Source organism: Demequina activiva, from assembly GCF_016862815.1.
GTDB classification, from domain to species: Bacteria; Actinomycetota; Actinomycetes; order Actinomycetales; family Demequinaceae; genus Demequina; species Demequina activiva.
The window spans coordinates 606528-629877 of sequence record NZ_BONR01000001.1 but is presented as its reverse complement, the minus strand read 5'-3'; the positions used below and the strand labels follow the sequence as shown (position 1 = coordinate 629877).

29 protein-coding genes are annotated in these 23350 nt (G+C 71.5%); 8 read left to right on the top strand and 21 right to left on the bottom strand.

All coding sequences use genetic code 11. The features are described 5' to 3' along the window. Positions 1-94: 94 nt before the first annotated feature. The 10 genes from Dac01nite_RS02995 to Dac01nite_RS02950 all read right to left on the bottom strand — a co-directional run bounded on the left by Dac01nite_RS02995 (position 95) and on the right by Dac01nite_RS02950 (position 7715). Positions 95-469: a hypothetical protein gene (locus Dac01nite_RS02995; protein ID WP_203653279.1), complete on the bottom strand. Its 375-nt coding sequence runs from the start codon at positions 467-469 to the stop codon at positions 95-97. 1 nt (position 470) lies between these two features. Beyond that, a complete protein-coding gene (locus Dac01nite_RS02990; RefSeq protein ID WP_203653278.1) occupies positions 471-692 on the bottom strand; it encodes a hypothetical protein in 222 nt (73 codons plus the stop codon). Next, on the bottom strand, positions 689-3352 hold the full coding sequence (locus Dac01nite_RS02985; protein WP_203653277.1) for a hypothetical protein: 2664 nt from the start codon (positions 3350-3352) through the stop codon (positions 689-691). Before Dac01nite_RS02985 ends, Dac01nite_RS02990 begins: the two co-directional genes overlap by 4 nt. Before the next feature lie 9 nt (positions 3353-3361). After that, the gene (locus tag Dac01nite_RS02980) at positions 3362-3652 is read right to left on the bottom strand and encodes a WXG100 family type VII secretion target (RefSeq protein WP_203653276.1); all 291 of its coding nucleotides are present in this window, start codon (positions 3650-3652) and stop codon (positions 3362-3364) included. Between the two features lies 1 nt (position 3653). Beyond that, positions 3654-4016 carry a WXG100 family type VII secretion target gene (locus Dac01nite_RS02975; protein WP_203653275.1) on the bottom strand — a complete coding sequence of 121 codons (363 nt, stop codon included), beginning with the start codon at positions 4014-4016 and terminating at the stop codon, positions 3654-3656. Positions 4017-4068: 52 nt separating this feature from the next. Further along, positions 4069-4362 carry a WXG100 family type VII secretion target gene (locus Dac01nite_RS02970; RefSeq protein WP_084038767.1) on the bottom strand — a complete coding sequence of 98 codons (294 nt, stop codon included), beginning with the start codon at positions 4360-4362 and terminating at the stop codon, positions 4069-4071. A gap of 123 nt (positions 4363-4485) precedes the next feature. Next, positions 4486-5439, bottom strand: coding sequence for a hypothetical protein (locus Dac01nite_RS02965; protein ID WP_203653274.1), 954 nt, complete (start codon positions 5437-5439; stop codon positions 4486-4488). A 150-nt stretch (positions 5440-5589) separates the two neighbouring features. After that, positions 5590-6216 (bottom strand): hypothetical protein, encoded by a 627-nt coding sequence (locus tag Dac01nite_RS02960; protein WP_203653273.1) that lies wholly within the window; start codon positions 6214-6216, stop codon positions 5590-5592. A 162-nt stretch (positions 6217-6378) separates the two neighbouring features. Further along, on the bottom strand, positions 6379-6849 hold the full coding sequence (locus Dac01nite_RS02955) for an anthrone oxygenase family protein (RefSeq protein ID WP_203653272.1): 471 nt from the start codon (positions 6847-6849) through the stop codon (positions 6379-6381). Then, positions 6846-7715: a Rossmann-fold NAD(P)-binding domain-containing protein gene (locus Dac01nite_RS02950; RefSeq protein ID WP_203653271.1), complete on the bottom strand. Its 870-nt coding sequence runs from the start codon at positions 7713-7715 to the stop codon at positions 6846-6848. The genes Dac01nite_RS02955 and Dac01nite_RS02950 overlap by 4 nt, the downstream gene beginning before the upstream one ends. Positions 7716-7845: 130 nt before the next feature. Here Dac01nite_RS02950 and Dac01nite_RS02945 point away from each other — a divergent pair, with 130 nt between their 5' ends. The 3 genes from Dac01nite_RS02945 (at position 7846) to Dac01nite_RS02935 (ending at position 9368) form a co-directional block, all read left to right on the top strand. Next, positions 7846-8781 (top strand): AraC family transcriptional regulator, encoded by a 936-nt coding sequence (locus Dac01nite_RS02945; RefSeq protein WP_203653270.1) that lies wholly within the window; start codon positions 7846-7848, stop codon positions 8779-8781. 107 nt (positions 8782-8888) lie between these two features. Further along, complete coding sequence (locus Dac01nite_RS02940; RefSeq protein WP_203653269.1) at positions 8889-9047, top strand: hypothetical protein; 159 nt, start codon at positions 8889-8891, stop codon at positions 9045-9047. A gap of 48 nt (positions 9048-9095) precedes the next feature. Then, positions 9096-9368, top strand: a complete 273-nt coding sequence (locus tag Dac01nite_RS02935; protein ID WP_203653268.1) for a hypothetical protein — start codon at positions 9096-9098, stop codon at positions 9366-9368. Between the two features lie 60 nt (positions 9369-9428). On the opposite strand, the gene Dac01nite_RS02930 is transcribed toward Dac01nite_RS02935, so the two are convergent. The 8 genes from Dac01nite_RS02930 to Dac01nite_RS02895 all read right to left on the bottom strand — a co-directional run bounded on the left by Dac01nite_RS02930 (position 9429) and on the right by Dac01nite_RS02895 (position 15979). Further along, positions 9429-10373, bottom strand: a complete 945-nt coding sequence (locus Dac01nite_RS02930; protein ID WP_203653267.1) for a hypothetical protein — start codon at positions 10371-10373, stop codon at positions 9429-9431. A gap of 151 nt (positions 10374-10524) precedes the next feature. After that, positions 10525-10671, bottom strand: a complete 147-nt coding sequence (locus Dac01nite_RS02925) for a hypothetical protein (RefSeq protein WP_203653266.1) — start codon at positions 10669-10671, stop codon at positions 10525-10527. 77 nt (positions 10672-10748) lie between these two features. Beyond that, entirely contained in the window at positions 10749-12248 is a 1500-nt protein-coding gene (locus Dac01nite_RS02920) for a hypothetical protein (RefSeq protein ID WP_203653265.1), read from the bottom strand. Further along, entirely contained in the window at positions 12241-12864 is a 624-nt protein-coding gene (locus tag Dac01nite_RS02915; RefSeq protein WP_203653264.1) for a sigma factor-like helix-turn-helix DNA-binding protein, read from the bottom strand. The genes Dac01nite_RS02920 and Dac01nite_RS02915 overlap by 8 nt, the downstream gene beginning before the upstream one ends. 108 nt (positions 12865-12972) lie before the next feature. Further along, positions 12973-13932 carry a hypothetical protein gene (locus tag Dac01nite_RS02910; RefSeq protein ID WP_203653263.1) on the bottom strand — a complete coding sequence of 320 codons (960 nt, stop codon included), beginning with the start codon at positions 13930-13932 and terminating at the stop codon, positions 12973-12975. Beyond that, positions 13850-14503 carry a hypothetical protein gene (locus Dac01nite_RS02905; RefSeq protein WP_203653262.1) on the bottom strand — a complete coding sequence of 218 codons (654 nt, stop codon included), beginning with the start codon at positions 14501-14503 and terminating at the stop codon, positions 13850-13852. The genes Dac01nite_RS02910 and Dac01nite_RS02905 overlap by 83 nt, the downstream gene beginning before the upstream one ends. After that, entirely contained in the window at positions 14500-15150 is a 651-nt protein-coding gene (locus Dac01nite_RS02900; RefSeq protein WP_203653261.1) for an RNA polymerase sigma factor, read from the bottom strand. The genes Dac01nite_RS02905 and Dac01nite_RS02900 overlap by 4 nt, the downstream gene beginning before the upstream one ends. A gap of 28 nt (positions 15151-15178) precedes the next feature. Next, on the bottom strand, positions 15179-15979 hold the full coding sequence (locus Dac01nite_RS02895) for an HAD family hydrolase (protein WP_203653260.1): 801 nt from the start codon (positions 15977-15979) through the stop codon (positions 15179-15181). 147 nt (positions 15980-16126) lie between these two features. Here Dac01nite_RS02895 and Dac01nite_RS02890 point away from each other — a divergent pair, with 147 nt between their 5' ends. The 4 genes from Dac01nite_RS02890 (at position 16127) to Dac01nite_RS02875 (ending at position 18748) form a co-directional block, all read left to right on the top strand. Continuing rightward, complete coding sequence (locus tag Dac01nite_RS02890) at positions 16127-17128, top strand: TadA family conjugal transfer-associated ATPase (RefSeq protein WP_239066471.1); 1002 nt, start codon at positions 16127-16129, stop codon at positions 17126-17128. Continuing rightward, on the top strand, positions 17116-18111 hold the full coding sequence (locus tag Dac01nite_RS02885) for a type II secretion system F family protein (RefSeq protein ID WP_203653258.1): 996 nt from the start codon (positions 17116-17118) through the stop codon (positions 18109-18111). Before Dac01nite_RS02890 ends, Dac01nite_RS02885 begins: the two co-directional genes overlap by 13 nt. Positions 18112-18245: 134 nt before the next feature. Then, on the top strand, positions 18246-18416 hold the full coding sequence (locus tag Dac01nite_RS02880) for a DUF4244 domain-containing protein (RefSeq protein WP_203653257.1): 171 nt from the start codon (positions 18246-18248) through the stop codon (positions 18414-18416). Further along, positions 18413-18748, top strand: coding sequence for a pilus assembly protein TadE (locus tag Dac01nite_RS02875; protein ID WP_203653256.1), 336 nt, complete (start codon positions 18413-18415; stop codon positions 18746-18748). The genes Dac01nite_RS02880 and Dac01nite_RS02875 overlap by 4 nt, the downstream gene beginning before the upstream one ends. Positions 18749-18765: 17 nt before the next feature. Here the strand turns inward: Dac01nite_RS02875 and Dac01nite_RS02870 are convergent, their stop codons facing one another. Continuing rightward, positions 18766-20097, bottom strand: coding sequence for a hypothetical protein (locus Dac01nite_RS02870; RefSeq protein WP_203653255.1), 1332 nt, complete (start codon positions 20095-20097; stop codon positions 18766-18768). An 89-nt stretch (positions 20098-20186) separates the two neighbouring features. On the opposite strand from Dac01nite_RS02870, the gene Dac01nite_RS02865 reads away from it, so the two are divergent. Next, complete coding sequence (locus Dac01nite_RS02865; protein WP_203653254.1) at positions 20187-20585, top strand: hypothetical protein; 399 nt, start codon at positions 20187-20189, stop codon at positions 20583-20585. Between the two features lie 206 nt (positions 20586-20791). Here the strand turns inward: Dac01nite_RS02865 and Dac01nite_RS02860 are convergent, their stop codons facing one another. Together Dac01nite_RS02860 and Dac01nite_RS02855 are read right to left on the bottom strand one after the other, a co-directional pair. Continuing rightward, positions 20792-22678 (bottom strand): hypothetical protein, encoded by a 1887-nt coding sequence (locus Dac01nite_RS02860; RefSeq protein ID WP_203653253.1) that lies wholly within the window; start codon positions 22676-22678, stop codon positions 20792-20794. Then, the gene (locus tag Dac01nite_RS02855) at positions 22675-23235 is read right to left on the bottom strand and encodes a sigma-70 family RNA polymerase sigma factor (protein WP_203653252.1); all 561 of its coding nucleotides are present in this window, start codon (positions 23233-23235) and stop codon (positions 22675-22677) included. The genes Dac01nite_RS02860 and Dac01nite_RS02855 overlap by 4 nt, the downstream gene beginning before the upstream one ends. Positions 23236-23350: the final 115 nt, after the last annotated feature.

The following is a 23350-nucleotide window of genomic DNA, read 5'->3' as shown; positions in this document are numbered from 1 at the left end:
GCTGCCTGGTAGACAGCCGATGCGCGGGTGGAGCGAGGTCCGCGTGCCTCCGCAGCCTCGGTGGACAGGCTCGGTGTGCTGGCCCCAGGGGATGTCACTCGGGCGTCGACTCGGCGCGCAGTGCGGCGAGTCGCTGAGGCGAGAAGGCGCAGGAGGCGCGGCCGGTATCAGCCACGATGCCCCATCCGGGCGCGATCATGCCGATGGCCCCAGCGCCGGTGGTCTCGATGGCGAACGACGCGATCTTGCCGGCGGACTCCAGCGCCGCGCTCGACGTGGCGACCATGACGTGCGGTACGCCATCGAGCTCCGTGGTCAGGGGCGTCATGCCCTCGGGGCCGCTGGGATCGGTGCTGCTGGGAACCGCGACGGTGAGGCGAGCGAACAGCCGCCCCAGTGCCTCAGCGACGCCCGGATCGTCCACGGGCTCGTTCACCAGCGAGTTGAACACATCGTTGTCAGTGGGCACGTCACGCCTCCTTCTCGATCTGCGCGAGCAACGCCTGTGCATCGTCGTTCTCGAGCACGAACAGCCGGTCGCTGAGGTCCCACTTGAACCACGTCCCGCACGTGTCGCACTGGTAGATGCGTATCGCCATCGGCACGGACTCTGCCACGAGCGCGATGTGAGTGAGAGGCCGCGTGTAGAGGTCCAGGCGGCACACCTCGCAGCCCCAGTCGACTGCTGTCACCGAATGATCCCTACGTACGTCCAGCCATTGTCCGTCAGCTGCATGATCATGGTCCCCGGAGGCATGGGGCTGCCGCCGGTCACCACGAACTCCTGGATGTCCATGATGGTCGTGGTGCCGGAAGCGGGATCGACATTGGCGGTGTATCCGCCCTCGAGGAAGTGAGGGTTGGTGCCAGCGGACGCAGCAGTGGGCACCGTCGGATCGAGATGGTCGATCGGTGTGAAGAGCGCCACCAGCGGTTCACCGCTCGCCGCCGCAGTGGCGACAGACTCTGCTTGGCCGGTGGCGAGGGCCGCGTCGTCCAGCGAGGTGATCTTCATCGCATCAGAAGGGCTCATGAGCCAGGCCTGGCCTCCAGGAGGGCCAAGGGTGGCGTGAGGATTGCCTGCGATGAACGCGTCGAAGGATGACTGGCTCATGAACGTGACGCCGTAGTCACCCGCACCCAGGTCGGTGCGTGCGCTCCCCGGCTCCCGGTAGAGGCCTTCATTGTGCAGGTACTCGACAGCACGATCGGACTCGACGGTCGCCATTCCCAGCGGAGAGGTGTTCGCCTCGGTGGGGATCTCCGGATCCCGCGGCGGGGGAGTGGCGCCCGCCACGAGGTGGTCCGCGTTCTCCGCTGAGGGTGTCGCGACGGGGCCGTCAGGTGAGGCAGCCTCCGATGTGTCAGGCGCAGCATCCGTCGTCTCGACTGGGACATCGACGCCGCCATCGACAGGCGCTTCTGCATCCAGACCGCCGTCGCCAGCGGGCTGGGACGGTCCGTCAAGGGGGGTGCCAGGCAGTGCTTGCGTGCCGTCGACGGCGGGGGCTTCGCCAAAGTCGAGCGGCGTGGAGTCTGCCGACGTCGACGTCGACGTCGGCACCGGCTCCGGGGCCGGAGCGTCGTTCACGGGAGTCGGAGCAGCAGACGGCTCAGGCGTGGCGGTGTCTCCGACGGGCGCGCTCGGCGCATCAGACGTCGCGACAGGCCCATCGGTCACACTGACCTCGGGCGCGCTGACGTCAGGAGCACTGCCCTGGGGTGCCGCAGGCCCGGCGTCGCCGCCGGTCGCAACGGGAGCGTCGCCCTGGGGGACCGGTGTTCCGCCTCCGGTGGGCGCCGCCGGTGCCGCGTCGGACGCGCCCACGGTGGGGGCGTCCCCGGACTCGATGTGCACGGGAGCGTCCGCACCTGCGGCAGAGCCCGGATCCGAGGCCCCTGTCTGGGGGCCGTCGAAGTCAGGTCGCGGACCGGAAGGACCACCGACCGCCGGGGTCGAGGCCGCAGGTCCGCTCACCGTGGGCACCGTGGTGCTGGCGGGTGTGGTGGGGCCCGATGCCGAGGTGTCGGTCGAACTGTTCTGGTTGACGCCCAGGCGGTCGTCGACCTTGCGCGTCATGCCTCCTGCCACGCCGCCGGCGGCGCTGCTGAGGGCCACCGACTGCACGAACCCGTTCCAGGTGAGCTGGTCGCCCTCCATGAGCGACTCCAGCGGGTACGCGAGGCTGCCCCCGATCGCGCCCTTGAGGAGATGCTCACTGCGTCCGACTCCCGGCACGAACTTCGCGACATCGCTGAAGGCTCCACCGACACCGCCCGCCACGAAGGAGGTGAACAGGGCAGGCGGCGCCTGCCCGCCCTCCAGGCCGGTCGCGGTGCGGAACCCGTGCGCCAGTTGGACGGCGGCGACCTCCTGAAGGCCCTCGGCGCCCACGCGCACGGAGATGGCGGTGATGCGGCTGAGAGCACGGCTCGCCGTGACCATACGCTGCATCGCCTGGGCGAACTGGATCGCCTTGGTCACCAGTGCTCCGATGCGGGGCGCGATGCGCGCGACGACCACGGCGATGCGGGTGGCGATGACCGCGGCGCCGCCGGCGGCCCCGATGCCGAAGGTGACCACGCTGAGCGCGGCGCTGACGGCGATGGTGGCGGCGATCTCGATCACGAGGTCGCGCAGGAGGATGAGAGCCTCTTCGCGCACCTCGTCGACCTGGTCGGCATAGGCGCGGCAGGCATGCGCCAGCGAGTCGTCACCGCCGGAGGCGATCCCGGCCAGCGTCTCGATGTCGGTGGCGAGATCGGCGAGCTGGGTCTCGATGGTCCTGCGCTCGGGAGAGTCGACGCCCGCGAGCATGCCTGCGAGGGCACGAACCCGCGACGCGCTCGCCTCCAGGTCGCCGGAGAGGCCGTCCCAGCCTCCGGCGGCGTCGCGCAGGAGGCCCGTCTGCGCGTTGGGCCACGCGTAGCCCAGAGTGTCGATGATGAGGTCGAGACCCGGCACCGAGGAGGGATCACCGCCGGAGGCGCTCGGCGGGCGGCTCTGCATGCACCCCTGTGGCCCCGGGGGGAGCTCGAGCCCAGTGGCGGGGCCGCTCAAGCCTCGTACGGAGCGGTCGGCAGCGGAGTGGATCTGGGCGATCGCCATCAAGGCGCCGGACCACTGATCCACGGCGTCGGCCACGCCGTAGGACTGGGTGACGACGGCCTCGGCGGCGTCGTCATAGGCTGCCGCGAAGCTCTCGCCGCCGTTGTCGGTGCCGGCCATGTTGAAGCAGCGGCTCAGCACGGAGAAGCTCTGGCCTACGCCGCGGCGCAGTGTGTCCGCATCGCGACCGGCGGTGTCGGATGCGCGTGCGTAGTCGAGGGGCTCTACGGTGACAGCGACCATGATGTCCGGCTAGGAGCCGACCACCCCCTTGGCTTGCTCGACAGCGGTGTCGTAGGTGGCCTCGGCTCCATGCGCCCACTCGGCCAGGACGCTCGCTCGCTGCTGAAGAGCGGTCGCGCCGGCCGCCCAGACGGCGACCTCCGCGATGAACTCCTGGGAGGCTCGACCGGACCACGAGCTGAGGAGTGCCTGGCCGTGGCTGTTCGTCTGGCTCTGGAAGCGCTCGAGGAACGCGGCGAGGTCGTCGAGCTCACGGGCGAGCGAGCGAAGCTCTGCAGTGTCAAAGGCGTGTTCAGCCACGTCAGCGAGCCTCCGCTGTGGCGGCGCCACCTCGGTTGGCCGAGGAGCCACCCGAGCGCATCGCGGCGGCACCCGACTGTGCGGCCGAGGTGTTGGACGCTTCGGTGCTCTCATAGGTGGCCTCCGCGCCGCCCATGCGCTGGACGATCGACGCGAGTGCCGCGCGGGTCGCGGCGGCGTCGATCAGGAACGAGCTCCAGCTCTCACCGAACGTATCGGAGGCGGCGCCGTTCCAGGACGCTCCCACGACACCGGTCACGGCACCGTTGGCCGCGTCGACGTGCTGGTCGAACTCCGCGAGCAGTCCGCTCAACGCTGCCGCGCTGCCCGCGATCGACCCTGTCGAGACAGAGAAATGTGCCACGAGGACTCCTCACCTCAGGCGCTCCCGCAGTGCGGGGGCGAGGGGACGAGGGTCAGCCGCGGAACGAGTTCGCGATGTTGCTCTCGGACTCCTCGTACGCCAGCGCCGTCTTCGACAGCTGGTCCGAGATGCCCACCAGGGACTCCTTGAGCTGGATGCCGGCAGTGTCCCACTGCTCGAACAGATCCAGGAAGCTCTGGGAGGCGGCACCGCCCCAGTCGCCGGCCACGAGGCCGTTCACGAGCGACTTCAGGTTCGCCAGCTGGGACTCGATCTGGGTGGCCCCAGACGACAGCTGGTTCGCGACGCTCGACAGTGATTCCGAAGTGACCTTGATCTCGGCCATTACCCCTCCTAGGACGTGTGCGGTGCCATCGCGGGGCCTACGCTACCGCACGCGCCCACGACCCGTCACTAGCCAGCCCTGTGGCGTTGCTCACGAGCGCGAGCTGCATGCCGCCGGCGCCTCTCAGCGGCGCCCTCGGGACCCGTCGGCGGCCTGCTGGATGCGCGCGAGGGAGATCTCCGTCTCCTCCGCACCGCTGTACGGCTGGACGTCACCGATCCGCTTGCGCAGGTGCTCGAACACGTCCTCGGCGATCCTCAGGCGCACGCCCTGGTGCGGCGCGGACGCCTGAAGGAGGTCCTGGCCGATTCGAATGAAGTCTGCCCTGCCGCCGGGCAGTGCGACGTCGTAGGCGCCCAGGTAGGTGCTGGGAATCTGCTGGTCCTCACGCCCCGGCTTGAACGCAGCGACCCGCACGTGGTTGACGCCGAACAGCGCCTTCGCCAGCAGGCCCGAGATCGGAGGGTAGCGGCCCTCGCGTCCGTCGATCAGGATGAGGTCGATGCGGTCCCACGGAAGCAGCTCGGAGCCATCGAGTCGCAGGCCGGACTGCGAGATCTCGATGGCCGCCCCGCGGCGCAGCCGGGCACGCACTGCGAAGCCACGCCAGACGAATACCACCACAGGGAAGAGGAGGACCGCCAGGAGGGCGATGGTCCACCATTGGAGGAAGCGGTCGTTCGCGATCGACACCGACACCATCCACGCGGCGAATGCCAGCATCACAGCCGCCGTCACGAAGCAGGCTGCCGCGAGTCGTCCAGCCGCGCTCGGGTCGTAGTCGTAGACGATCGCATCGCCGCGCACCGTGCGGCTGCCTCCAGCCTCAGGAGCGGCAGCACCGCTCGCGGCCTTGGAGAGGTCGATGACGAGCCGGACCACGAGACCCACGAGCCCGACGATCGCGAACACCAAGGGGATGCCGATCAGTCGTGTGCGCATGGTGGAGGGCTCAGAGCTGAAGAACCAGATCAGGAGGCCCACGACCACCACGACGGCGATGCCCAGCTCGATCAGGCGGCGCCGCAGCACCGGTCCCCACCCTTGCCGCGGGGTGCTCTCAGGTGCGTCGCTCATGCGTGCCTCTCTCTCAGTCGCGGCCGGCGTGCATCCTCCACCTTGCCGGGCTCAGGCATGCGCCGGTAGCCCTGCCACAGAAGGTACATTCTGCCCACCCCGCGGGGGCAAGCCTTCCATAGGCGCGCGTCCGGCACCTCTCCGCCACCATCAGATCTGCTGGGCGGCGGGGATGCCGAGCTCCTCGGCGACCCACGGCCGGCCGGCGGCCAGCACCGTCATGGGGATGCCGCGCTCGCTCGCGGCAGCGTGAACCAGTCGCGCGATCTCGTAGAACTCCTTGTCGCGGCCCTCCAGGTCGCTCTCGAAGGCCATCGCCACCGAGCGTGCCATCTCCACCTGAGGCGCCTGCGCATCGTCCTTGCGGGTGAGCACCACGCGCAGATCGCGGTCCTTGCTCATGGCGCCGCCGACCACGGACCGCCAGCTGGCGCTGCGGTCGCCGGAGAACACCTGGATCTTCTCGACGCTCTCCCACGGTGTGAGGCCCACGCCGGGCGCGCGAACGCCCTGGCGGGACACGGCGACGGCGAGCTTGCCCTCGTCGGTGGTCATCCCGATCCCCGTGGTCAGCATGCCCAGGCCCTTGAACAGCGGGATGGCCATGATGAGCGCGAAGATCACGCGACCCACCACGGGAAGGTCGTCCGACCAGAAGATCATGATGGCGATCACGCCCAGTCCGAGCGCCGCCATCACGACGCCCTTCAGGATGGTGCGCGCCGCAGCGCTGCGGCTGTTCCAGTACTGAACCTCGTCGTCAGGAAGTGCTGTCACCGGTGTCTCCAGTCGTGGGGTGAGGCCGTGGTGCTCCGTGATCCAAGCGTGCCACCGCGCCGAACGTCACACCCGTCATGAGCGCCGCGGCGACGATCGCACCGGTGGTCAGCACCATCCCTCCAGCGCCAGCTTGACGATCACCGACCCCGATTCCCCGCGCTACCCGCCGGAGGCGTGCAGCGCGATCGCGAACAGTCCGCACGCGAGCGCGCCCGCCGCCGTCCGGAGGTGGTTCCACGCGAGCCATGGCCGCACGAACCGACCCCACATCTCGACTGGCTCCGCCGCACGAGCGAGCCTCTCGTTCAACGGCACGTTGCCCACGGCCGTCACGCCCAGCACGCCGGCCACGGTGACGGCGGCCCCTGCGACAGCCCAGCCGCGCCCGGGCTCGACGCCAACCACGGCGGCGAGGGCGGTAGCCGCTGGGACGGCCAGGGTCGCCAGGAGGAGGAGGCCTAGACGCCAGCGCTGTGCATGACGGTTGATGGCCTGCATGGTCGCTGCAGCCGCGGATGCTGGCTGCTCGCTGATGCCCGCCATGACGAACGCGGAGAACGCGTAGAGCACGCCGGCCGCCATGCCGGTCACCACGATCGCGGCCACCACCAGGGCCTGGTACGCACTCATGCCTGCGGCTCCACGCGCCAGGCACCTGCCGCGCGGTCGACGTAGTCGTGGAAGTCCGTCGCCTCGCGGCCCAACGCTCGGCGCACCCCATCGGAGGGGGTCGCGTTGCGCCCGTCGAGCACCTCGGTGAAGAGGTACTCGAGCAGCCCCACCTCGGCGTCGTCCATGCCAGAGGCGCGCAGCCCATCGGCGAACTGCCCCATGGTGAGCGGGACGTACTGAATCGAGCGATCCGCGGCCGCGCCGATGGCCGCGACAGCCTTCGCGAACGTCAGTGCCCGGGGGCCGGTGAGCTCGTAGACCTGGCCAGCGTGCGCATCGGACGTGAGGGCCGCGACGGCGACCTCGGCGACGTCCTCGAGGTCCACGAACGGCTCGGTGACGTCACTGACCGGCAACGCCAGCGTGCCCTCGAGCAACGGCTGCAGCAGGAAGCTCTCGTCGAAGTTCTGGGCGAAGAACGCGCACCGCACGACGGTGCGGGCGGGGAACGCCTCGGCGACCATCGCCTCCGCGCGCTGCGCCTCCACCTCCCCGCGGCCGGACAGCAGCACGAGTCGCGTGACGCCCAGGTGAGAGGCGAGCGTGGCGAGCCGGGTCACCCTGTCCGGGGCGCCGGGGATGGCCAAGTCCGGCACGTACGCGACGTAGGCAGCGGTGGCGCCGTCGAGCACCGGCGCCCACGTGGACTCGTCTCCCCAGTCGAAGCGGGGGGTGGAGCCGCGGGATGCGCGCCGCACGGGAACGCCGAGCGCGTCGAGTCTGGCGGCGACCCTCCGGCCCGTCTTGCCGGTGGCGCCCAGCACGACGGTGGGCCCACCGGGATCGATGGCGGGCGTGGACGTGGCGAGCGACTGCTGGGACATGGTTGCCTCCTCAGGGTGATGGGTGAACGCCTCTGAGTCTCGTCGCGGTGGGTGAGACGATCCATGGCCGATGCGCTCGCTTCCATATGCATGCGTCTCACCGAGCGGCATTCGCGCCTACGCTCAGACCATGGACGTGGTCACCGGCCTGCTCGACGGCCCTCGTGCGCGGGGGGCCTTCCTGCTGCGCAGCCACCTGCGTGCGCCGTGGGGCATGCGCATCGAGGACGAGGCGCCGCTGACCGTGGTCCCGGTCCTGCGTGGACGAGCGTGGGTGGGTCCGGCGACGAACGACGGCGATCCCGGGGAGTTCCTGGAGACCGGCGACGTGGTGCTGTTGCGCGGTCCCGAGCACTACGTGGTCGCGGACCGCCCGCAGACCGCGCCCACGGTGGTCGTGGGTCCCACCGATCAGTGCCGCGCCATCGACGGCGGTCCGTCCCCCATGCAGGTGTTCGGCGTGCGTTCCTGGGGCAACGACCTCGAGGGCGAGACGGTCATCATCACCGGCACCTACCCTCTGGATGGAGCGGTGGGCAGGCGGATCCTGCGCGCTCTGCCGCACCGGCTGGTGCTGCGACGCGGCGACGTCGACGCCACCCTGGTCGAGCTGCTGGCCCGGGAGGTGGTCCACGACCTCCCTGGTCAGGAGGCGGTGCTCGACCGGTTGCTGGACCTGCTGCTCATCACGTGCCTGCGAGCCTGGCTCGACCGCGCCGACGCGCCCGGCTGGTACCGCGCGGACGCGGACCCGGCAGTGGGAGCCGCGCTGCGACTCATCCACCACGACCCTGCCCGCGGGTGGACCGTGGAGATGCTCGCACGGGAGGCCGGTCTGTCCCGTGCCGCGTTCGCGCGCCGCTTCACCGCCCTGGTGGGGGACGCGCCCATGGCGTATCTGACCGGCTGGCGATTGGATCTGGCCGCGGACATGCTGCTGGCGGATGATGCGACCATCGCGTCCGTCGCACGCGCCGTGGGGTACTCGTCGCCGTTCGCGCTGAGCGCGGCGTTCAAGCGGGTGCGCGGCGTGAGCCCGGCCGAGCATCGACGACGCGTCGCCTGAGGAGGGGACGCAGCTCCCGCCAGCTCACGCATCGTCTGCATCATTCCCGTGTCCGCGACCCGCGAAATCTACTCGCCAGCGGCCCCCTCGGGTGCGACCATGAACTCATGAGCACCGACAAGCGCGACGTCACCAAGCCCTCGAGCGGCACCACCGAGCCCGAGGACACCCATCCCGCGCAGAAGGAGGCCTCGGTGCGGCCCACGCCGCATGGCGATGGCGAGCCGCGCGAGAAGGATGGCGAGGAGTCGCCCAGCGAGGACTGACGGAGCGCCCAACGCGCGCATCCGCGGCAAAGGTGTGACGATGGCACCATGTCTGGAGCCGAAGGTTTCGATTACCGCACCCGCACCAACGGAGAGGTCGCGATCTTCCATCACGGGAAGATGGCGAAGATGATGCGCGACCAGGAGGCTCAGGACTTCCTCGCCGCGATCAAGGACGGTGACAGGCAGGAGGTCATGTCCCGCTTCGTGGGCAATGACGGCCAGATGTCCCGCCCGGGCGTGCAGGCGACCGCGAGCACCGGCCTGCACGGCAACGGCGAGGCGCACGCCGTGAAGGACTTCCGCCGCAAGACCGGCTGAGCTCGGCGGCCTCGTTCGCGAGACGGCCGATGCGCGGGTGCTTCCGCGCCGGATCCGCGCCTACTCGATGGTGAAGGTCGCGGCCTCGGAGATGGCCACGGCGGGCGTCGCCTCGATCACGTAGTGCTCGGGCACGTCGCGCTGCAGCAGCGTCGCCAGCACGTCCTGCGGGACGTCGCACAGCAGCTCGGTCGAGCCGTCAGGGGTCGGCGACTCCTCGCAGTACTGCTCGATCTCCGCAGAGTCGGCCAGCGGCGAGTATCCGGCCGTGTACTGCAGGTACGCGAGGTCGGTGAAGCCCTCCTCGATCAGCGCGCGAGCGGCGGCAGCGGAGTTGCCGAGGATCACGGGCGTCCACGCGTAGACCTTGTACTCGCCTGCGGGAAGGTCGCGGTTGTCGTTCTCGAACGCCTCGGCCTGAGCCTGTCGCGCGGCGATCTCCTCGTCGGTCGCGTTCTCCCAGTCGAAGTCATCCCACATCGCGGACAGCTCGGCGGCCACGTCGCACAGCGATGCCCCGGAGAACTCGATCGTGGACGAGCTCGTCGAGGGCCCTTCGGGGGATGCGACGCGGTACTCGGGGACGAACTCGCTGCCCCAGTCCGGGGTCACGACCACGCCATCGCGGGTGACGATGATCTGGCCCTCCTGAGCCAGGAATGCGAGGGCCTGCTCCTCGGTGGTCACGAAGCTGACGTTCGCGGTCGCCCCGGTGGCGTCGTTGGTCACCGAGACCTCGGGCACCACGCCGTTGGCGGGCTGCGCCGGGGAGGACCACTCCTCGCCGCATGCCGGCGGGGTGAACAGACCGGCGGCCTCGGACTCGATGTGCTGCGCGTCGAAGGTGACGGGGATGGTGGCCGCGGCGTCCTCGGTGGGGGTGACGGCGGGCTCCGCGCCGGCCTGCGCATCGGGCTCGACCAGCAGCTTGACGCCGTACCACCCGATCGCCGCGGAGGCTCCTGCGATGGCCAGTGCGCCCACGGCCATGAGCCCCTTGTTCATTGCGACGTCGTGTCCCTCCGGCGCACGCTCGCGCCACGGTAGATCCGGCTTGTTGAGGCTCAAGCGTACGTCCTCGAATGGGACGAATCGATAGTCCTGCGGTATGACATTGCACCGTGCCTGGTCAGGGGCATCCCCTGTGGGAAATGCCTCACGAACCGACGCTCTCGACGGGCGTCCGCGCGCCCAGGTCCGCAGCGCCGGACGAGGGCTGCCACTGCTGCGCCGTCCACCCCACTCCGATGCCCAGCAGCAGGGCGATCAGCCCCGCCCCGGCGGTGATCGCGATGCGTGCCATGTCTTCCCCCGAAGTCTGCGGCGGTGCGGTGGTCTCAGTAGTTCAACGCACGGCGGGGGGCGAAACGTTGTGTGCGGTCAGTCGATCCGCACCAGCTCGAACGTGCGCGCCTCGTCGTCGAGCTCGACGGTGTGCGGTGCGAGGATCGAGTACGTCAGCGCCGCCGCGCTCACCGAGGGCGGGCCGTCGCACCACTGAACGGCGCTCACGTCGATGGTGACGGAGGTGGGGCCCTCGTAGCGGTCGATCGCGATGCGCTCCGGGAGCGTGACCTCGACCCGGCCCACGACCTCGTGGAGCGTGTACCCGTAGGAGCCGCCATCGTTGAGCGCGGCACGCCGCTGCTCGCGCTGCGTGATCCACAGGGGTGCGGTCGCCGGGAGCGTCACCGCCGCCTGGGTCCAGTCGAAGCCCTGCACCCACGCCTCGACCTCCGTGGTCGACCCGAACTCGAGATCGTCGAACGGAACCGTGAGGCTCAACCGCAGGTCGCTGCCGTCGAGGGCGCCGTAGCTGTCGCCGCACTGCATGGGCTCTCCAGGCTCGTGCGGGGGATTCTGCGCCTCGATGACGTCGCGTGGGTCCGACGGCGCCGGCGCGATCGTGAGCGGCACGGTCTGCGAGACGAGCGTCACGTCCACCTCGCGGCCCAGCGCGTCCTCGTCATACGGGAACGTCACCCTGCCCGCGTCGAGATCGATCTCCGTGCCCGGCACCGCGCCGGGATCGCACGTGATGGGCACGGTGCCGCTCCAGCCCTGGAGGCGCTCGCACTCGTAGGACCCCTCGCGGTATGCCGCGAGCACCGCGGTGGGCGGGATGGCGAACCCTCGCTGGGCCAGGTCCGCCTTGGCGTTCGCGGTCTCGCTCGAGTGCACGCGCGTCATCCATGCGACCTCGTAGTCCCCGGGCTCGAGCTGCGTGGCCGGCTGGTCGGGAGACTGGCGGCATGCGATCGCGATGCCACCCAGGCCGTCCCATGTCTGGGTGGACGGGTAGCCGCGCACGAAGATGTTGACGCCCCGCTGGGCGCTGGGCGGCAGCCAGCCCACCACCAGTCCGTCCCGTCCCACCAGTCCGGTCATGGGATCGACGATCACCGGGAACTCGTCGTAGCGCCCGTAGCGGATGGTCACGCTCGCCTCCACGATGGTGCGATACGCATCCCGCTGCATCGTGACCGCCGTCGGGATCTCGTGCGTGGCGCTGAAGCCGTCACGGGCCGCGAGCGACTGCGGCATCGGGGTGCCGCACTGCGGAGGACCCGCCGAAGCGGGGTCGTCGAGCCAGTCCGTCGCCTCGTCGAAGCTCACGGTCGCATCCACGTACACCGGCGGGTCGATCGCGGGCAGCGCTGCGGTGGCCGCCGGATCGGGTTCGTCCTGAGCCAGCAGCGCGGGCAGCGCGGAGGCGGCGATCGCCACGATGCCCACGGCCGCGGCGGCGGACCACAGCCCTGCCCGCGTGCGGCGCGAGCGCGCGATGTCCCGTCGCAGGCTCGGTGGTGGCGTCGAGGCTGCGTGCTCGGACCGCAGGCCCTCACGCAGCGCCCGAAGCTCGGGCCCGAGGTCAGCCACGGGTGCGCCTGCGCTCGGGCTCAGTGGTGACCGTCAGCTCGATGCCCGCGAGAGCATCGTCGTGGGTGGCTTGAGCGACCGTCACGCCCGCTCGGGTGCTCAGCTCCGATCCCGCAGCGGCGAGTCGCGCGCTGATCTCGTCCTCCCGCATCCCCGTCAGCTCCGCGATTCGCCGTACCGCATGGCCGTCGTGGTGGTGCAGGATCACGACGGCGCGACTGCGGGGGTCGAGGGCCGCGAGCGCGTCCCGCAGCGGCTCGGCCCCGGGAGGCTCGTCGTGGGAGGGCTCACTCGGCTCGCTGGCATCCGTCGAGCCGGGCGCCGTCGGCGGCACGAACGCTGATGGATCCGGCTCGGTCTGCTGCTCGGTGACGGACGCGGGAGGTGCGGTGCGGGGCGCAGCGTCGATGACCGCGCGGACCATCTCTGTCCGTACCCGCGTCTCGACCTCATCGATGCTGGTGAAGTCGCGCCCCCGCAGCACCACCGACAGCAGCGCCTGCTGCACTCGGGACTCGGCGACCTCCACGTCGTCCTCGAACAGCAAGGCGTAGGAGATCAGGTCGGGATAGCGCTCGCCGGTGAGCGCGTCGTAGGTGTCCTGCCAGCGCGGCACGTGTCCCTCTCCCTCGTCTGCTCTGAGACTACGTCCGCGCATGCGCTGCGCAGGCGCGGTCTCGATGGGTGTTCGACCGGCCAGGGGCGCCGGATGGCTCGAGCGCGTTCACCACGGCTGGTCCGACCAGACCTGCATGGCCTCGACGACCTCGCGGGCGGTGCCCGACCCGTCGGACTCCTGGTGCGGGTCGACGATCACGCCGTACGGCGGGCGCTCGCGCGCGGGGGGCGACCCACCGCACCATTCGACTGCGCCGAGCGCGATGTCGAGCTCGGTGGGGCCGTCATAGCGGACCATCTCGATCTGCGCCGGCAGGTCGACGTCCACCCACCCCGCGATCGTGTCGACGGAGGTGCCCACCTGACTGCCGTCCTCCATCTCATAGAACACGTCCTCGCTGGTGAGGAGCCAGATCCGGGTGCTTTCGGGAAAGGACACGCTCACGGTGGACCAGTCCGGCATCCAGCGCCACGCGGATCCGGCGACGACGGAGCCCGAGACGAGCTGGTCCCAGGTGACATCCCAGGCGAGCATGACGCCGTCGCTCGAGGCCCTGATCTGGTCACCGCAGGCCAGTGGCGTGCCCGGCTCGTAGGGAGGGTGGCTCTCCTCGAACTGGGTCCACCAGTCCATGCCCGTGTCACCCTCGAGGGTCATGGTCTGCGGCTGGGACACGAACGTCGCATCCACGTCGCGCTCGTACGCGCTCGCGCGGTACGGGAACGTCACCGTGCCCGCCTCGAGGTCGATCTCCGTGCCGAACAGCGCACCGGGGTCGCACGTGAGTGGCACGGCGCTGTCGTAGCTCATCATCTGCATGCAGTCGTAGGAGCCTTCGCGAAAGAGCTCCAGCGTCGAGGAGTGGGGCACCGAGTAGCCCTCGTTCGCGAGAGCGACCTGCGCGTTCGCCTCCTGCGAGGCGTGCACCCTCAGCGTCCACGCCACCTGGTACTCGCCGGACTCCAAGGCGTGGTCCGCGATGTCACCGTCGACGGGGCACGCCGCGGCCCACGAGTGCGAGTCCCAGGTGTGGCGGACGGACCCGCCTGGGTGCCAGGTGCGCATGCCCCCGACGTCGTAGCTGGTGCTGTAGCCCACGACCACGCCATCGCGCGCGAAGAGCGCCATCATCAGCGTCGCTGATCGCAGGCAGGTCCTCGGACCCGCCGTAGGCCACCTCGACCGTGGCGACCGAGAGCTGCTCCGATGCATCGAGCGCGATCGTGTCCCGGTCCGGCAGTGCGAAGGTGGCCGCGAACTCGCCCGAGGAGGCCTCCGGGCCCGGCAGCGGACCTCCGCAGGCCTCCGCACCGGTGACCTCCGTGGGAGCGAGCCAGTCCTCGCCGGTGGAGTCCTCGAAGGCGACGGTCGCGTGGTCCACCACCGTGTCAGTGACGGACAGGGTGGGCGCCGGCTCGGGAGCTGCATCCGACGCGAAGGCGTCCATCACGGACGGAGCGGCTGCTGCGCCCACGAGACCGAGGCCCGCGACCGCTCCCGCGGCCCAGAGGCCGCCTCGCACGGATCGCCGGCGTCGCACCGCCGCGGCTGTCGACGGCGCGGCCTCGAGCCCTTCGCGCGCTCGCGCGCCCTCGTGCGCGAGATCCCGCAGCCCGTTGCCCAGATCGCCCGTCACGTGCGCCCCGCAGGGGAGACGGTCACCGCGATCTCGATGTGGTCGCCCTCGGCGTACGCCGCAGGTCGCGTGGTGAGTCCCGTCTCGCGACCCATCTCGAGATCGGCGGCGGCCAGCCGCGTCCGCACCTCCTCCGCGTCGTGGCCCAGGGTCCGGGCGATGCTCGCAGGTGACAGGCGCTCGACATGATGAAGGAGCACGATCGCTCGCTCGAGCGCTGGAAGCGACGCGAGCGACTCACCGATGGCGACGGGCTGGGTGCGCGGAGGTGGCTCCTGCGCCGGGGCCTGCTCAGGGTCACCGCTCACCGGCTCCAAGGCACGTGGTCCCGGCGGGGCGAACGCCGAGGGATGCGGCTCGGGCTCAGCGACGGGCGCGGGCACCTCCATGCGGTGCTCCCTCGACCGAACCCCCGGGGCGCGCTCACCGTCGCGGCGCACGAACTCGCGGGCGACGCGCGCACGCACCGCCTCCTCGACCTCGGAGGAGCGGACGCGGCCGCGGATCCGGGACAGCTCGGCGACCAGCGCCTCATCCACCAGCGCGCGGGCGGCCGCATCGTCGCCGGTGAGAAGAGCCGCGAAGGAGACCAGGTGCGGGTAGCGCTCGCGAGCGAGCGCGTCGTGAGCGTCTCGCCACCGCGCCATCGCCCCCTGCTCCCTCGACTGCGCTGCGCTAGTCGTCCTCGGCCCGGCCGGCCCGTGCGAGCAGGATGATGCCGGCGACCACGGCTGCGGCCACGAGCACCGTCGCCACGGTGGACCGCGTCGACGGCCCGGAATGCAGGCCCACCGGCTTCTTGAAGCGCAGTGCGCCCCAGCCGTGGTGCGCGGCCGCGGCGCGCAGCTGCCGGTCAGGATTGATCACGAAGCCGTGGCCCACCGCGTCCAGCATGGGAGTGTCGGTGATCGAGTCGGAGTAGGCGAAGGAGCGGCTCAGGTCGTAGCCCTTGTCCTCGGCGAGGGCTCGCACCGCGTCCGCCTTCGCCTCGCCGTACGCGTAGAACGTGATCTCGCCGGTGTAGAAGCCCTTCTTCACCTCGAGCTCGGACGCCACCACGGCATCGGCCCCCAGCAGTTGGGCGATGGGCTCGACCACGTCTCGCGCGGAGGCGGACACGATGACCACGTCACGGCCGTTCTGCTGGTGGCGGCGGATCAGCGCGAGCGCCTCGTCGTACACCACCGGGTCGATGTGCTCATGCACGGTCTCCTGCACGATCTGCCTGACCTTGGCGACCTCCCAACCCTTGATGAGGTCGCTGAGAGAGTCGCGCAGACGCGTGGTCTGGCGCTCGTCCGCGCCGCCCACGAGGAACAGGAACTGCGCGTAGGCCGTGCGCAGCGCGTGCGAGCGCGTGATGAGACCGCCGTCGTAGAAGGGGCGCGAGAAGGCCATCGACGAGCTGGTCGCGATGATGGTCTTGTCCAGGTCGAAGAACGCGGCCGAGCGGCCGCCGCGGTTGCGGATGGGCATGGGCACCTCCCTTACGGCGCCACCCTAGTCGTCCAAGGTGACATGGCGCATCGGCCCACCGTCCACAGCACGCAGCGATGCTCGAGTGTCCACAGAACGCCAGGTTCGCGGGTGCGCATTCCGGCCGATGCGCGCCACGGTCTCCCCGTGACGGACGGTGATCGGGAGACCTGGGCGGGACCGCTCGCGCCGTGGCTCGGCGCCCCCGGCGTGACGGATGTGCTGGTGCACGCGCCAGGCGAGGCATGGATCGACCGCGGCGGCCGGCTCGAGCGCGTGGTGGTGGCCCTGGACACGGCCGACGCGGTGCGCGCGCTCGCCGTCCGCCTCGCCTCCGCAGGAGGCCGCCGGCTCGACGACGCGAGCCCTGTCGCGGACGCGCGCCTCCCCGACGGCACGCGCATGCATGCGGTGCTGCCGCCCGTCGTGCCCGACTGCGCCGCGATCTCGCTGCGGATGGTGCGCGAGCAGGCGCTCACCCTCGACGATCTGTCCGCCTCCGGGGCCATCGACAGCCTGTCCCGCCGCGTGCTCGAGGGCCTCGTGCGTGCGCGCGCGTCGCTGCTCGTGACGGGCTCCACCGGCAGCGGCAAGACCACCCTCGTGGCGGCGCTGCTGTCGTTGGTGGATCCGCACGAGCGCATCGTGGTCATCGAGGAGGCGGGGGAGATCGCCCCGTCGCATCCCCATCTGGTCCGCCTGGTCGAGCGCCGCCCCAACGTCGAGGGCGCGGGCGCCGTGAGCCTCGCGCAGCTCGTGAGGGAGGCACTGCGCATGCGACCGGACCGGGTGGTGCTGGGGGAGTGCCGCGGCGTCGAGATCCGCGACGTGCTGTCCGCGTTCAACACGGGTCATCCAGGCTCGATGACCACGCTTCACGCGAACTCGAGCGCTGATGTGCCCACCCGGCTGTCGACGCTGGGTGCGCTCGCGGGCATCCCCGAGCCCGCCGTCGCAGCGCAGGCCGCCGCGGCATTCGACGCCGTGCTGCACGTCGAGCGGACCGGCGCCGGCCGCAGGCTCGCGGAGGTGGCCGTGCCCGCGATGCGCGGGGGCTCGCTGGCGATGGCGCCGGCGTTGTCCCGCGGCAGCTCCGGCCGGTTCGTTCCGGGGCCTGCGGCGGATGCCTTGGCGCGGTGGACAGCATGACGGGCGACGCCTCCGCGGTGCTGGCGGACGTCACCGCCTTGCTGCACGCAGGGCTGTCGCCCGATCGCGCGTGGCTCACCGCTGGCGTGCCGGTCGACCAGGAGGGACTGCCGGACCCGAGTCCGCAGGGCTTCGCGGGCGACGCGACCGCAGCACGGTGCGCACGCGCCGCCGCCATCCTTGCGCGCGACACGGGCGCGCCGCTGGTCCGTGTGCTGGACGCGATCGACGAGGCGCTTGCGCGCGTGCGCGACGCGCGGGACGCGACGGAGGCTGCTCTGGCAGGCCCGCGCATGAGCGCGCGCATCCTGCGGTGGCTGCCGCTCGTCGGGATGGGTCTGGCGGCCATGGTGGACCCCGGCGCGCTCTCCATGCTGGTGACCGAGCCCGCCGGGTGGGCGCTGCTCGCGACGGCGCTGGCGCTGACGTGGGCGGGAACGCGCTGGATGACGCGCATGGTGGCCGCAGCGCAGGGGCCGCCGCGCAGGCACAGCCGGCCTCGAGCGCGACGCGTCGCTGACAGGGCGGGCCCGCTCCCCGTCCCGGTGGTGCTCGCGCTCGTGGATGCCGCGCTCGCCTCCGGTCTGCCTGTCGCGACCGCGTGCCACCGCGTCGCCCGGGTGGCCGACCGCGAGACGGCCGAAGCGCTGGGCGCGCTCGCCCGTGCGTGCGAGACGGGACAGTGGGACGTGGGCTCGCACGCAGTCGCTCAGGCCCTCGCCCGGCCGCTCGCGCTCGCGGTGGCGTCCGGGGCGCCCCCGCGATACGGCATCCGCTCCGCCATGGTGCGGCTGGATCGCGACGAGCGGCGCCACGCGCTCCGGGCCGCTGGAGAGCTCGGCGTGCGCCTCACGCTGCCGTTGGCCGCATGCCTGCTGCCAGCCTTCGCGCTGGCAGGCGTGCTCCCGCTCGTGATAGCGGTCGTGGCCGGGGCTGGGATCGGCGGTGCGGGCGACGTGCTCGGCGATGTGAGCGCGCCGTGACGTCCGTCCACAGCCCAGGGCCGTGCATCGGCCGTCCCCAGACCTCGCCGTCCGCGCGTGCGGCCGTCGCGATCCGCGACGCAGTCTGGCTGCGCTCCTCGGCGACAGGCGCCGGGAAGTGGAGAGGAGACACCATGACCCAGTTCCGGCGGTGGGACCTGCGGGAGGACGACGGCATGGCGACCACCGAGTACGCGCTCGTGACGGTGGCCGCGGCGGCGTTCGCAGGCGTGCTCATCGCGCTGATCCGCTCGGACGAGGTGCGCGGGATGCTCACGGACATCCTGCACTCGGCGTTCGGATGAGCCGGGCGCGACGCGACCGCGGGTCGGTGACCGTCGAGCTCGCGGCGGCACTGCCCGCGGTCGTGCTCGTGCTCGGCATGGTGCTGTCCGCCGTCGCCTGGGCGCGCGCCGGGGTGGTCGCGGCCGATGCGGCCGCGATGGGCGCTCGCATCGCGGCGGTAGAAGGGGCTGACGCTGCGGTGCTCGCGGTCCTCGCGGTGGCACCGGACGCGACGGTGACCGTGGACCACGGCCAGCAGGGCGGCGCGACGGTCAGCGTCGGCATCGCGGCCGCAGTCTGGCTCCCAGTCGCCTCCGCCACCTCGACCTCGCTCGCGGGCGCAGGGTGGTGAGCGCCGTGGGCGCGCGGTCAGGAATCGGCGAGGCGTGCCGTCAGCGTCGCTGCGGTCGGGCTGCCGCGCTCCGCGAGCCGCTCGATGGGCGCCACGAACTCCTCCAGGAGCCGCCACGTCCCGAACCGCAGCGCCAGCGTCGACTCGAGATCCCCCATGTCCTCGGGGTAGGTCGCCGCGTGCGCGCGAGCCAGGACGGCCTCGGCGTCGACGTCCCGTCCCAGTCGTTCGAGCAGCGATGCCTGGACGATCGGGTACAGGGGATTGTCCGGATCGGCCGCGGCCGCGGCCTCGATTCTGGGCAGGCTCGCGTGCGGCGACGCGGTGTCCCGCGTCACGTAGTACCCGTAGAAGTGTGCGTAGGCCACGGCGAGCGGCGGCCACGCGTCAGGGTCGACCCGATCGCAGACGGCGGCCTGCTCGTCCGGCGGGAGCAGATCCTCCGGGCGGGTGAGAGGTGTGCCGCTCAGCGCGGTCGCCATCCGCGCGAACACGCTGTCGGACGCGACGATGCGCGGCATGCGCGACATGAGGACCATCTCGGCCAGCGCGAGCGGAAGACCCTGGAGCTCCCCCGGCAGCAGGTCGAGCGCTACCTGGCCGCCGTGGCGACGGGCCAGCGTCTCGAGCACGTCCCGCTCCTGGCCGAACAGCAGGGGCGTGAGCCCCTCAGCGCGCAGCTGCTGCGCGAGCGCATCGACCACCGGGTAGGGCACCGCCTTGCGGGTGTGGATGAAGTGCCGGCGGTTGCGGCCAAAGACGATGTCGCCCCCACGGACGTGCAGCGCCGACCACGTGGGCTCCACATCGATCGCATCGGCCGCGGCGACCGCAGTGGCGAAGGCGGGCGCGAACTCGACCTCGTCGAACTCGCGCCGGAAGGGTCCCGCAGCCTCCCGGTCCGTCACCCAGGTGTCCAGCAGGGCGAGCGGCATGGCCCATGCCTCACGCGCATCGAGCCTGCTGCGCAGGTCCTTCAGGCTCACTTCCTCAGCCGGGAGGCGGCGCGTGCGACGACCGTCGTGCGGAGCGTCGGCGTGCTCCGCGAGGAACCGCGGGGAGAACACCTGCTCCGCCGGTGGGATCGTCATCCCGAATCCGAGCCCGTGATCGGCGGGCCAGATCAAGCGCAGCGGGACGCCGAGCAGCCGTGCCAGGCGCATCCCGTTGAGCAGCGCGGCAAGCCTCCCGCCCACACCGTCCGAGCGCGAGGCGAGGAGGATCACGCGGTGAGAGGCGTCGGGATCGAGGGATGGCTCCGACGTGCTGCGTGCCTGATCTCGAGATTCCTGCGGTGGCTCGTCGACGCCGGTGTCGCGCCGCCGCCAGCGTGCGCGCCATCCGGTCATGGGGCGATGCTAGTCGACGCTCTGCCGTGTGGCTCAGGCCGGCGCGGCTGCCGGGAGCGGCAGCGCGGCAGGGGTCGACAGACGGCTCCGTGCCGGGACCCACGGAGGGCATGGTGAGCGCCGTGCGCGACCGTGGGGCCGCCAGCGCGATCGCCCTGGCGCTCGTGCTCGCGACGGTGCTGCTGGGCGTCGCGGTGGTCGCGGGAGCCGGTCACGCGCGCTCACGCATCGAGGCCCAGCACGGTGCGGATGCCGCCGCGCTCGCTGGCGCATACGCGGCGAGGGCCGCTGCGGCACAGGGGCACGATGGTCACCGTGCGGGCTGCCAGAGCGCACGCGAGGCAGCAGCGCTGGTCGGAGTGCGCGTGTCGCTCTGCGCCGTCCAGGGATCGGTGGTGTCCGTGGCGGTGACGTGGGGCCGCGACGCACAGATCGCGGTGGCGGTGGCAGGGCCTGCGCACGCCGTGCCGAGCGGTAGGGGGAGGTGAACCCGGAGGCGGCGCGGCTGAGGGGGTCACGCCGCCCCCGGGAGCTGGCGAGCCGAGGTCTGTGCGAATGCCACCCCGCTCTTGGCGACATCCTGCCACAGACGGGGGCCGTGCGGAATGGACAACGCCAAACTCGCACCGCACGGACGCTGTGGTCCGCGCACAGCGGCAGCGTCCGTGCGGGCCTCAGCCCGCCACTGCACCGGTCAGCGAACGCTGATGGTGCCCAGCGACGTGTAGACCTGCAGCTCCAGCCAGTCGTACTCCATGTCGGGAGCCGGAGCGATCGCCGGCTCCACCATGTCTGCGGAGCCGCTCGCCGAGCCAGACCCGAAGCCGGACTCCTCAGCACCGGACTCCGGCACGTCGATGGCTGGTTCGGGGAGCAGGATGCCGGGCTCCGCGCCGCCGCCGATGCTGCCCTCGTCCCCCTCGCTGTACATGACCACCTGTCCCTCGTTGCTCAGGCTGATGGACTGCGCCGCCAGGACCGTGTAGGAGCCCGCAGCGATCTGCCCGCCCGTGCCGCAGGCGGTCACGTCCCGCCACAGGTAGCGGCCGCTCAGCTGGGCGCCAGGTGCGAGCGTGCCGCCCGTCTCCGGCGCGATCGTCAGTGCCATGTCATCCGCGTCGTCCACGACGGCGCGGTCGCGAGCGATGGCCGCCATCTGGTCGTCGAGACCGAGGGGGTAGGCCTCCGCCACCACCACGCCATCGCGGACCAGGAACAGCTGCGGGCTGGGCCCGCTCCAGAACCCGGGGATCGTGTACTCCGAGGCGTTCCTGACAGTCGAGTTCATCAGCGGATTGCCGTCCACCACGAATCCGTAGCTCACCGAGATGCTCGACGGCACCGAGACGGACACGTCGAGCAGGTCGAGCTCCGCGGATCGCTCCGGGAAGCCGCCGTCCACCGAGTCGTCCCAGACGCAGCCGTAGAAGTTCGCCTGCCAGTCGCCATCCGGGTTGTCCGAACGAGAGTCGCTGACCTTGACCACCCGCTGGGTGCCAGCGGCCATCTCCCACGAGCCGTCGACGCGGTTCGCCTCGAACAGCTCCCGCGCGATGTCCGGCGTGAGGTAGCCGTCGGGAAGCGGCTGCGGCTCGATGGGCTCTGGGAGCGGCACCGGCTCGCCCGGCTGGTCCCCGCCCAGGTACGCGCCGAACGGATCGTCGACGGGCTCGCCGTCGATCGTCAGCGTCACGGGGCCGGCCGCGACGCGGAACCACAGCGCTGCGTCCTCGGCGCCGGGAAGTGCGGCCGCGTCGGCGCCCTCCTCGACGGGCATGTCCGTGACGTCGGGCGACGCGGCCGGCGACGGCTCGGTCGGGGCCTCGCCCGACTCGCCCCCGGGCGCGGTGTCCGCGGCGTACGCCAGCGTCCACGCGGAGTGCACCTCGTAGTCTCCGGCCGGCAGCGGCGAGCCATCCCAGCAGTTCACCGCGTCGAGCGTGACCCACTGCTCGAGCTGGGGGAAGTCGGACTCGGGGTCGAGCCGCTCGTAGGGTCCGTCCTGCGGCGCCAGCATCTCGTCGGCCGGACCGTAGACCACCGGATCCGGCGAGATCATGCGGCCCACGACGATCCCGTCCCACACCACGACGTAGTCCGGCGAGCCCACCAGGTCCACCGGGCGCAGCGCGGTGAGCGTCTGCGGCAGAGACCACGTCTGGCCGTCCTGCTCGGGGGCTCGTGCCTCGAACTCCACCCCGCTCGTGTCGCCCCACGACCACCCGCTGGTCTCGGGGTCGAAGGTCGAGCCGCACATCCACGGCTCGGCGAGCCGGGTGTCGCCTGCGGAGGAGTCCTCCTCGGCCATCGCGGGAGCGCCCATCTCGCCGTCCATGGCGGACTCGACGTTCGCGTCACCGCCCGCGAGGCTGTCCTGCGCGTCGTCGCCGGACAGCGGGCCCAGCTGCCCGATCGCGCCGAACGCGAGCACCGCGACGGCGCCGGCACCCACCAGGCCCGTCGATCCAGCGCGCACGGCGCGGCGACGGCGCACGCGACCGGTCGCGGCGTCGACGGAGATGGTCGCATCATCCACCGGAGCGCGGTCGGCCGCGCCCCTCAGAGCGTCCGAGAGCTTCATGATCCGTTCCTTCCCTGTGAGCGAGGCGAGTCCACCCGGACCTCGTCCTCACCTGCAACACCTGCGTCCTCGAGCGGCCCCAACGCCAGCTCCAGCTGCCCCAGCCCGTCGCTGAGGTAGCGCTTGACGGTGCCCTCGGCGATGCCGAGGGTCCGCGCGATCTGCGGAACCGTGAGGTCGTCGAAGTACCTCAGCACCACGCACGCCCGCACCCGAGGCGGCAACGTGGCCAGCGCATCGGCCACATCCGATCCCGCCTCGACCTGACCCATCCGGTCCGGAGCGATCGCCTCCGACTGGAACAGGTGCTGGACTCGCTGCCACCGCTGGCGGCGGCGGTACAGATCGACATAGGAGGTGGTGATGGCGCGCCTCACGTAGCCCTCGGCCTTGACCGAGGTGAGACCCTTGCGCTCCCTCGAGAAGGTGCGCACCAGGGCGTCCTGGACCAGGTCCTGAGCCTGGACCGGGTCGCCGCACACCAGGTAGGCGTAGGAGAGCAGTGCGCGCTCGCGCGTCCGCACCAGCTGCTCCATCGTGTCCTGCCAGCGAGCCATGTCCCCTCCGGTCGTCGGTGATCGGGTGCTGCGTTGTGGTTCCTGTCGCAGTGTCGACGCACAGGTGGAGCGAAACGTTGGGTCGCGTGTCGCTCCGGTCCTCATCGTCCCCTAG

What these genes read in the sequence shown, in the direction of transcription:
- Dac01nite_RS02985 (WP_203653277.1), bottom strand. Translation starts at nt 3,352, where the DNA reads ATGGTCGCTGTCACCGTAGAGCCCCTCGACTACGCACGCGCATCCGAC.
- Dac01nite_RS02970 (WP_084038767.1), bottom strand. Translation starts at nt 4,362, where the DNA reads ATGGCCGAGATCAAGGTCACTTCGGAATCACTGTCGAGCGTCGCGAAC.
- Dac01nite_RS02965 (WP_203653274.1), bottom strand. Translation starts at nt 5,439, where the DNA reads ATGAGCGACGCACCTGAGAGCACCCCGCGGCAAGGGTGGGGACCGGTG.
- Dac01nite_RS02955 (WP_203653272.1), bottom strand. Translation starts at nt 6,849, where the DNA reads ATGAGTGCGTACCAGGCCCTGGTGGTGGCCGCGATCGTGGTGACCGGC.
- Dac01nite_RS02950 (WP_203653271.1), bottom strand. Translation starts at nt 7,715, where the DNA reads ATGTCCCAGCAGTCGCTCGCCACGTCCACGCCCGCCATCGATCCCGGT.
- Dac01nite_RS02945 (WP_203653270.1), top strand. Translation starts at nt 7,846, where the DNA reads ATGGACGTGGTCACCGGCCTGCTCGACGGCCCTCGTGCGCGGGGGGCC.
- Dac01nite_RS02940 (WP_203653269.1), top strand. Translation starts at nt 8,889, where the DNA reads ATGAGCACCGACAAGCGCGACGTCACCAAGCCCTCGAGCGGCACCACC.
- Dac01nite_RS02935 (WP_203653268.1), top strand. Translation starts at nt 9,096, where the DNA reads ATGTCTGGAGCCGAAGGTTTCGATTACCGCACCCGCACCAACGGAGAG.
- Dac01nite_RS02930 (WP_203653267.1), bottom strand. Translation starts at nt 10,373, where the DNA reads ATGAACAAGGGGCTCATGGCCGTGGGCGCACTGGCCATCGCAGGAGCC.
- Dac01nite_RS02925 (WP_203653266.1), bottom strand. Translation starts at nt 10,671, where the DNA reads ATGGCACGCATCGCGATCACCGCCGGGGCGGGGCTGATCGCCCTGCTG.
- Dac01nite_RS02910 (WP_203653263.1), bottom strand. Translation starts at nt 13,932, where the DNA reads ATGCGCACCTGGCACCCAGGCGGGTCCGTCCGCCACACCTGGGACTCG.
- Dac01nite_RS02900 (WP_203653261.1), bottom strand. Translation starts at nt 15,150, where the DNA reads ATGGCGCGGTGGCGAGACGCTCACGACGCGCTCGCTCGCGAGCGCTAC.
- Dac01nite_RS02895 (WP_203653260.1), bottom strand. Translation starts at nt 15,979, where the DNA reads ATGCCCATCCGCAACCGCGGCGGCCGCTCGGCCGCGTTCTTCGACCTG.
- Dac01nite_RS02880 (WP_203653257.1), top strand. Translation starts at nt 18,246, where the DNA reads ATGACCCAGTTCCGGCGGTGGGACCTGCGGGAGGACGACGGCATGGCG.
- Dac01nite_RS02875 (WP_203653256.1), top strand. Translation starts at nt 18,413, where the DNA reads ATGAGCCGGGCGCGACGCGACCGCGGGTCGGTGACCGTCGAGCTCGCG.
- Dac01nite_RS02870 (WP_203653255.1), bottom strand. Translation starts at nt 20,097, where the DNA reads ATGACCGGATGGCGCGCACGCTGGCGGCGGCGCGACACCGGCGTCGAC.
- Dac01nite_RS02860 (WP_203653253.1), bottom strand. Translation starts at nt 22,678, where the DNA reads ATGAAGCTCTCGGACGCTCTGAGGGGCGCGGCCGACCGCGCTCCGGTG.
- Dac01nite_RS02855 (WP_203653252.1), bottom strand. Translation starts at nt 23,235, where the DNA reads ATGGCTCGCTGGCAGGACACGATGGAGCAGCTGGTGCGGACGCGCGAG.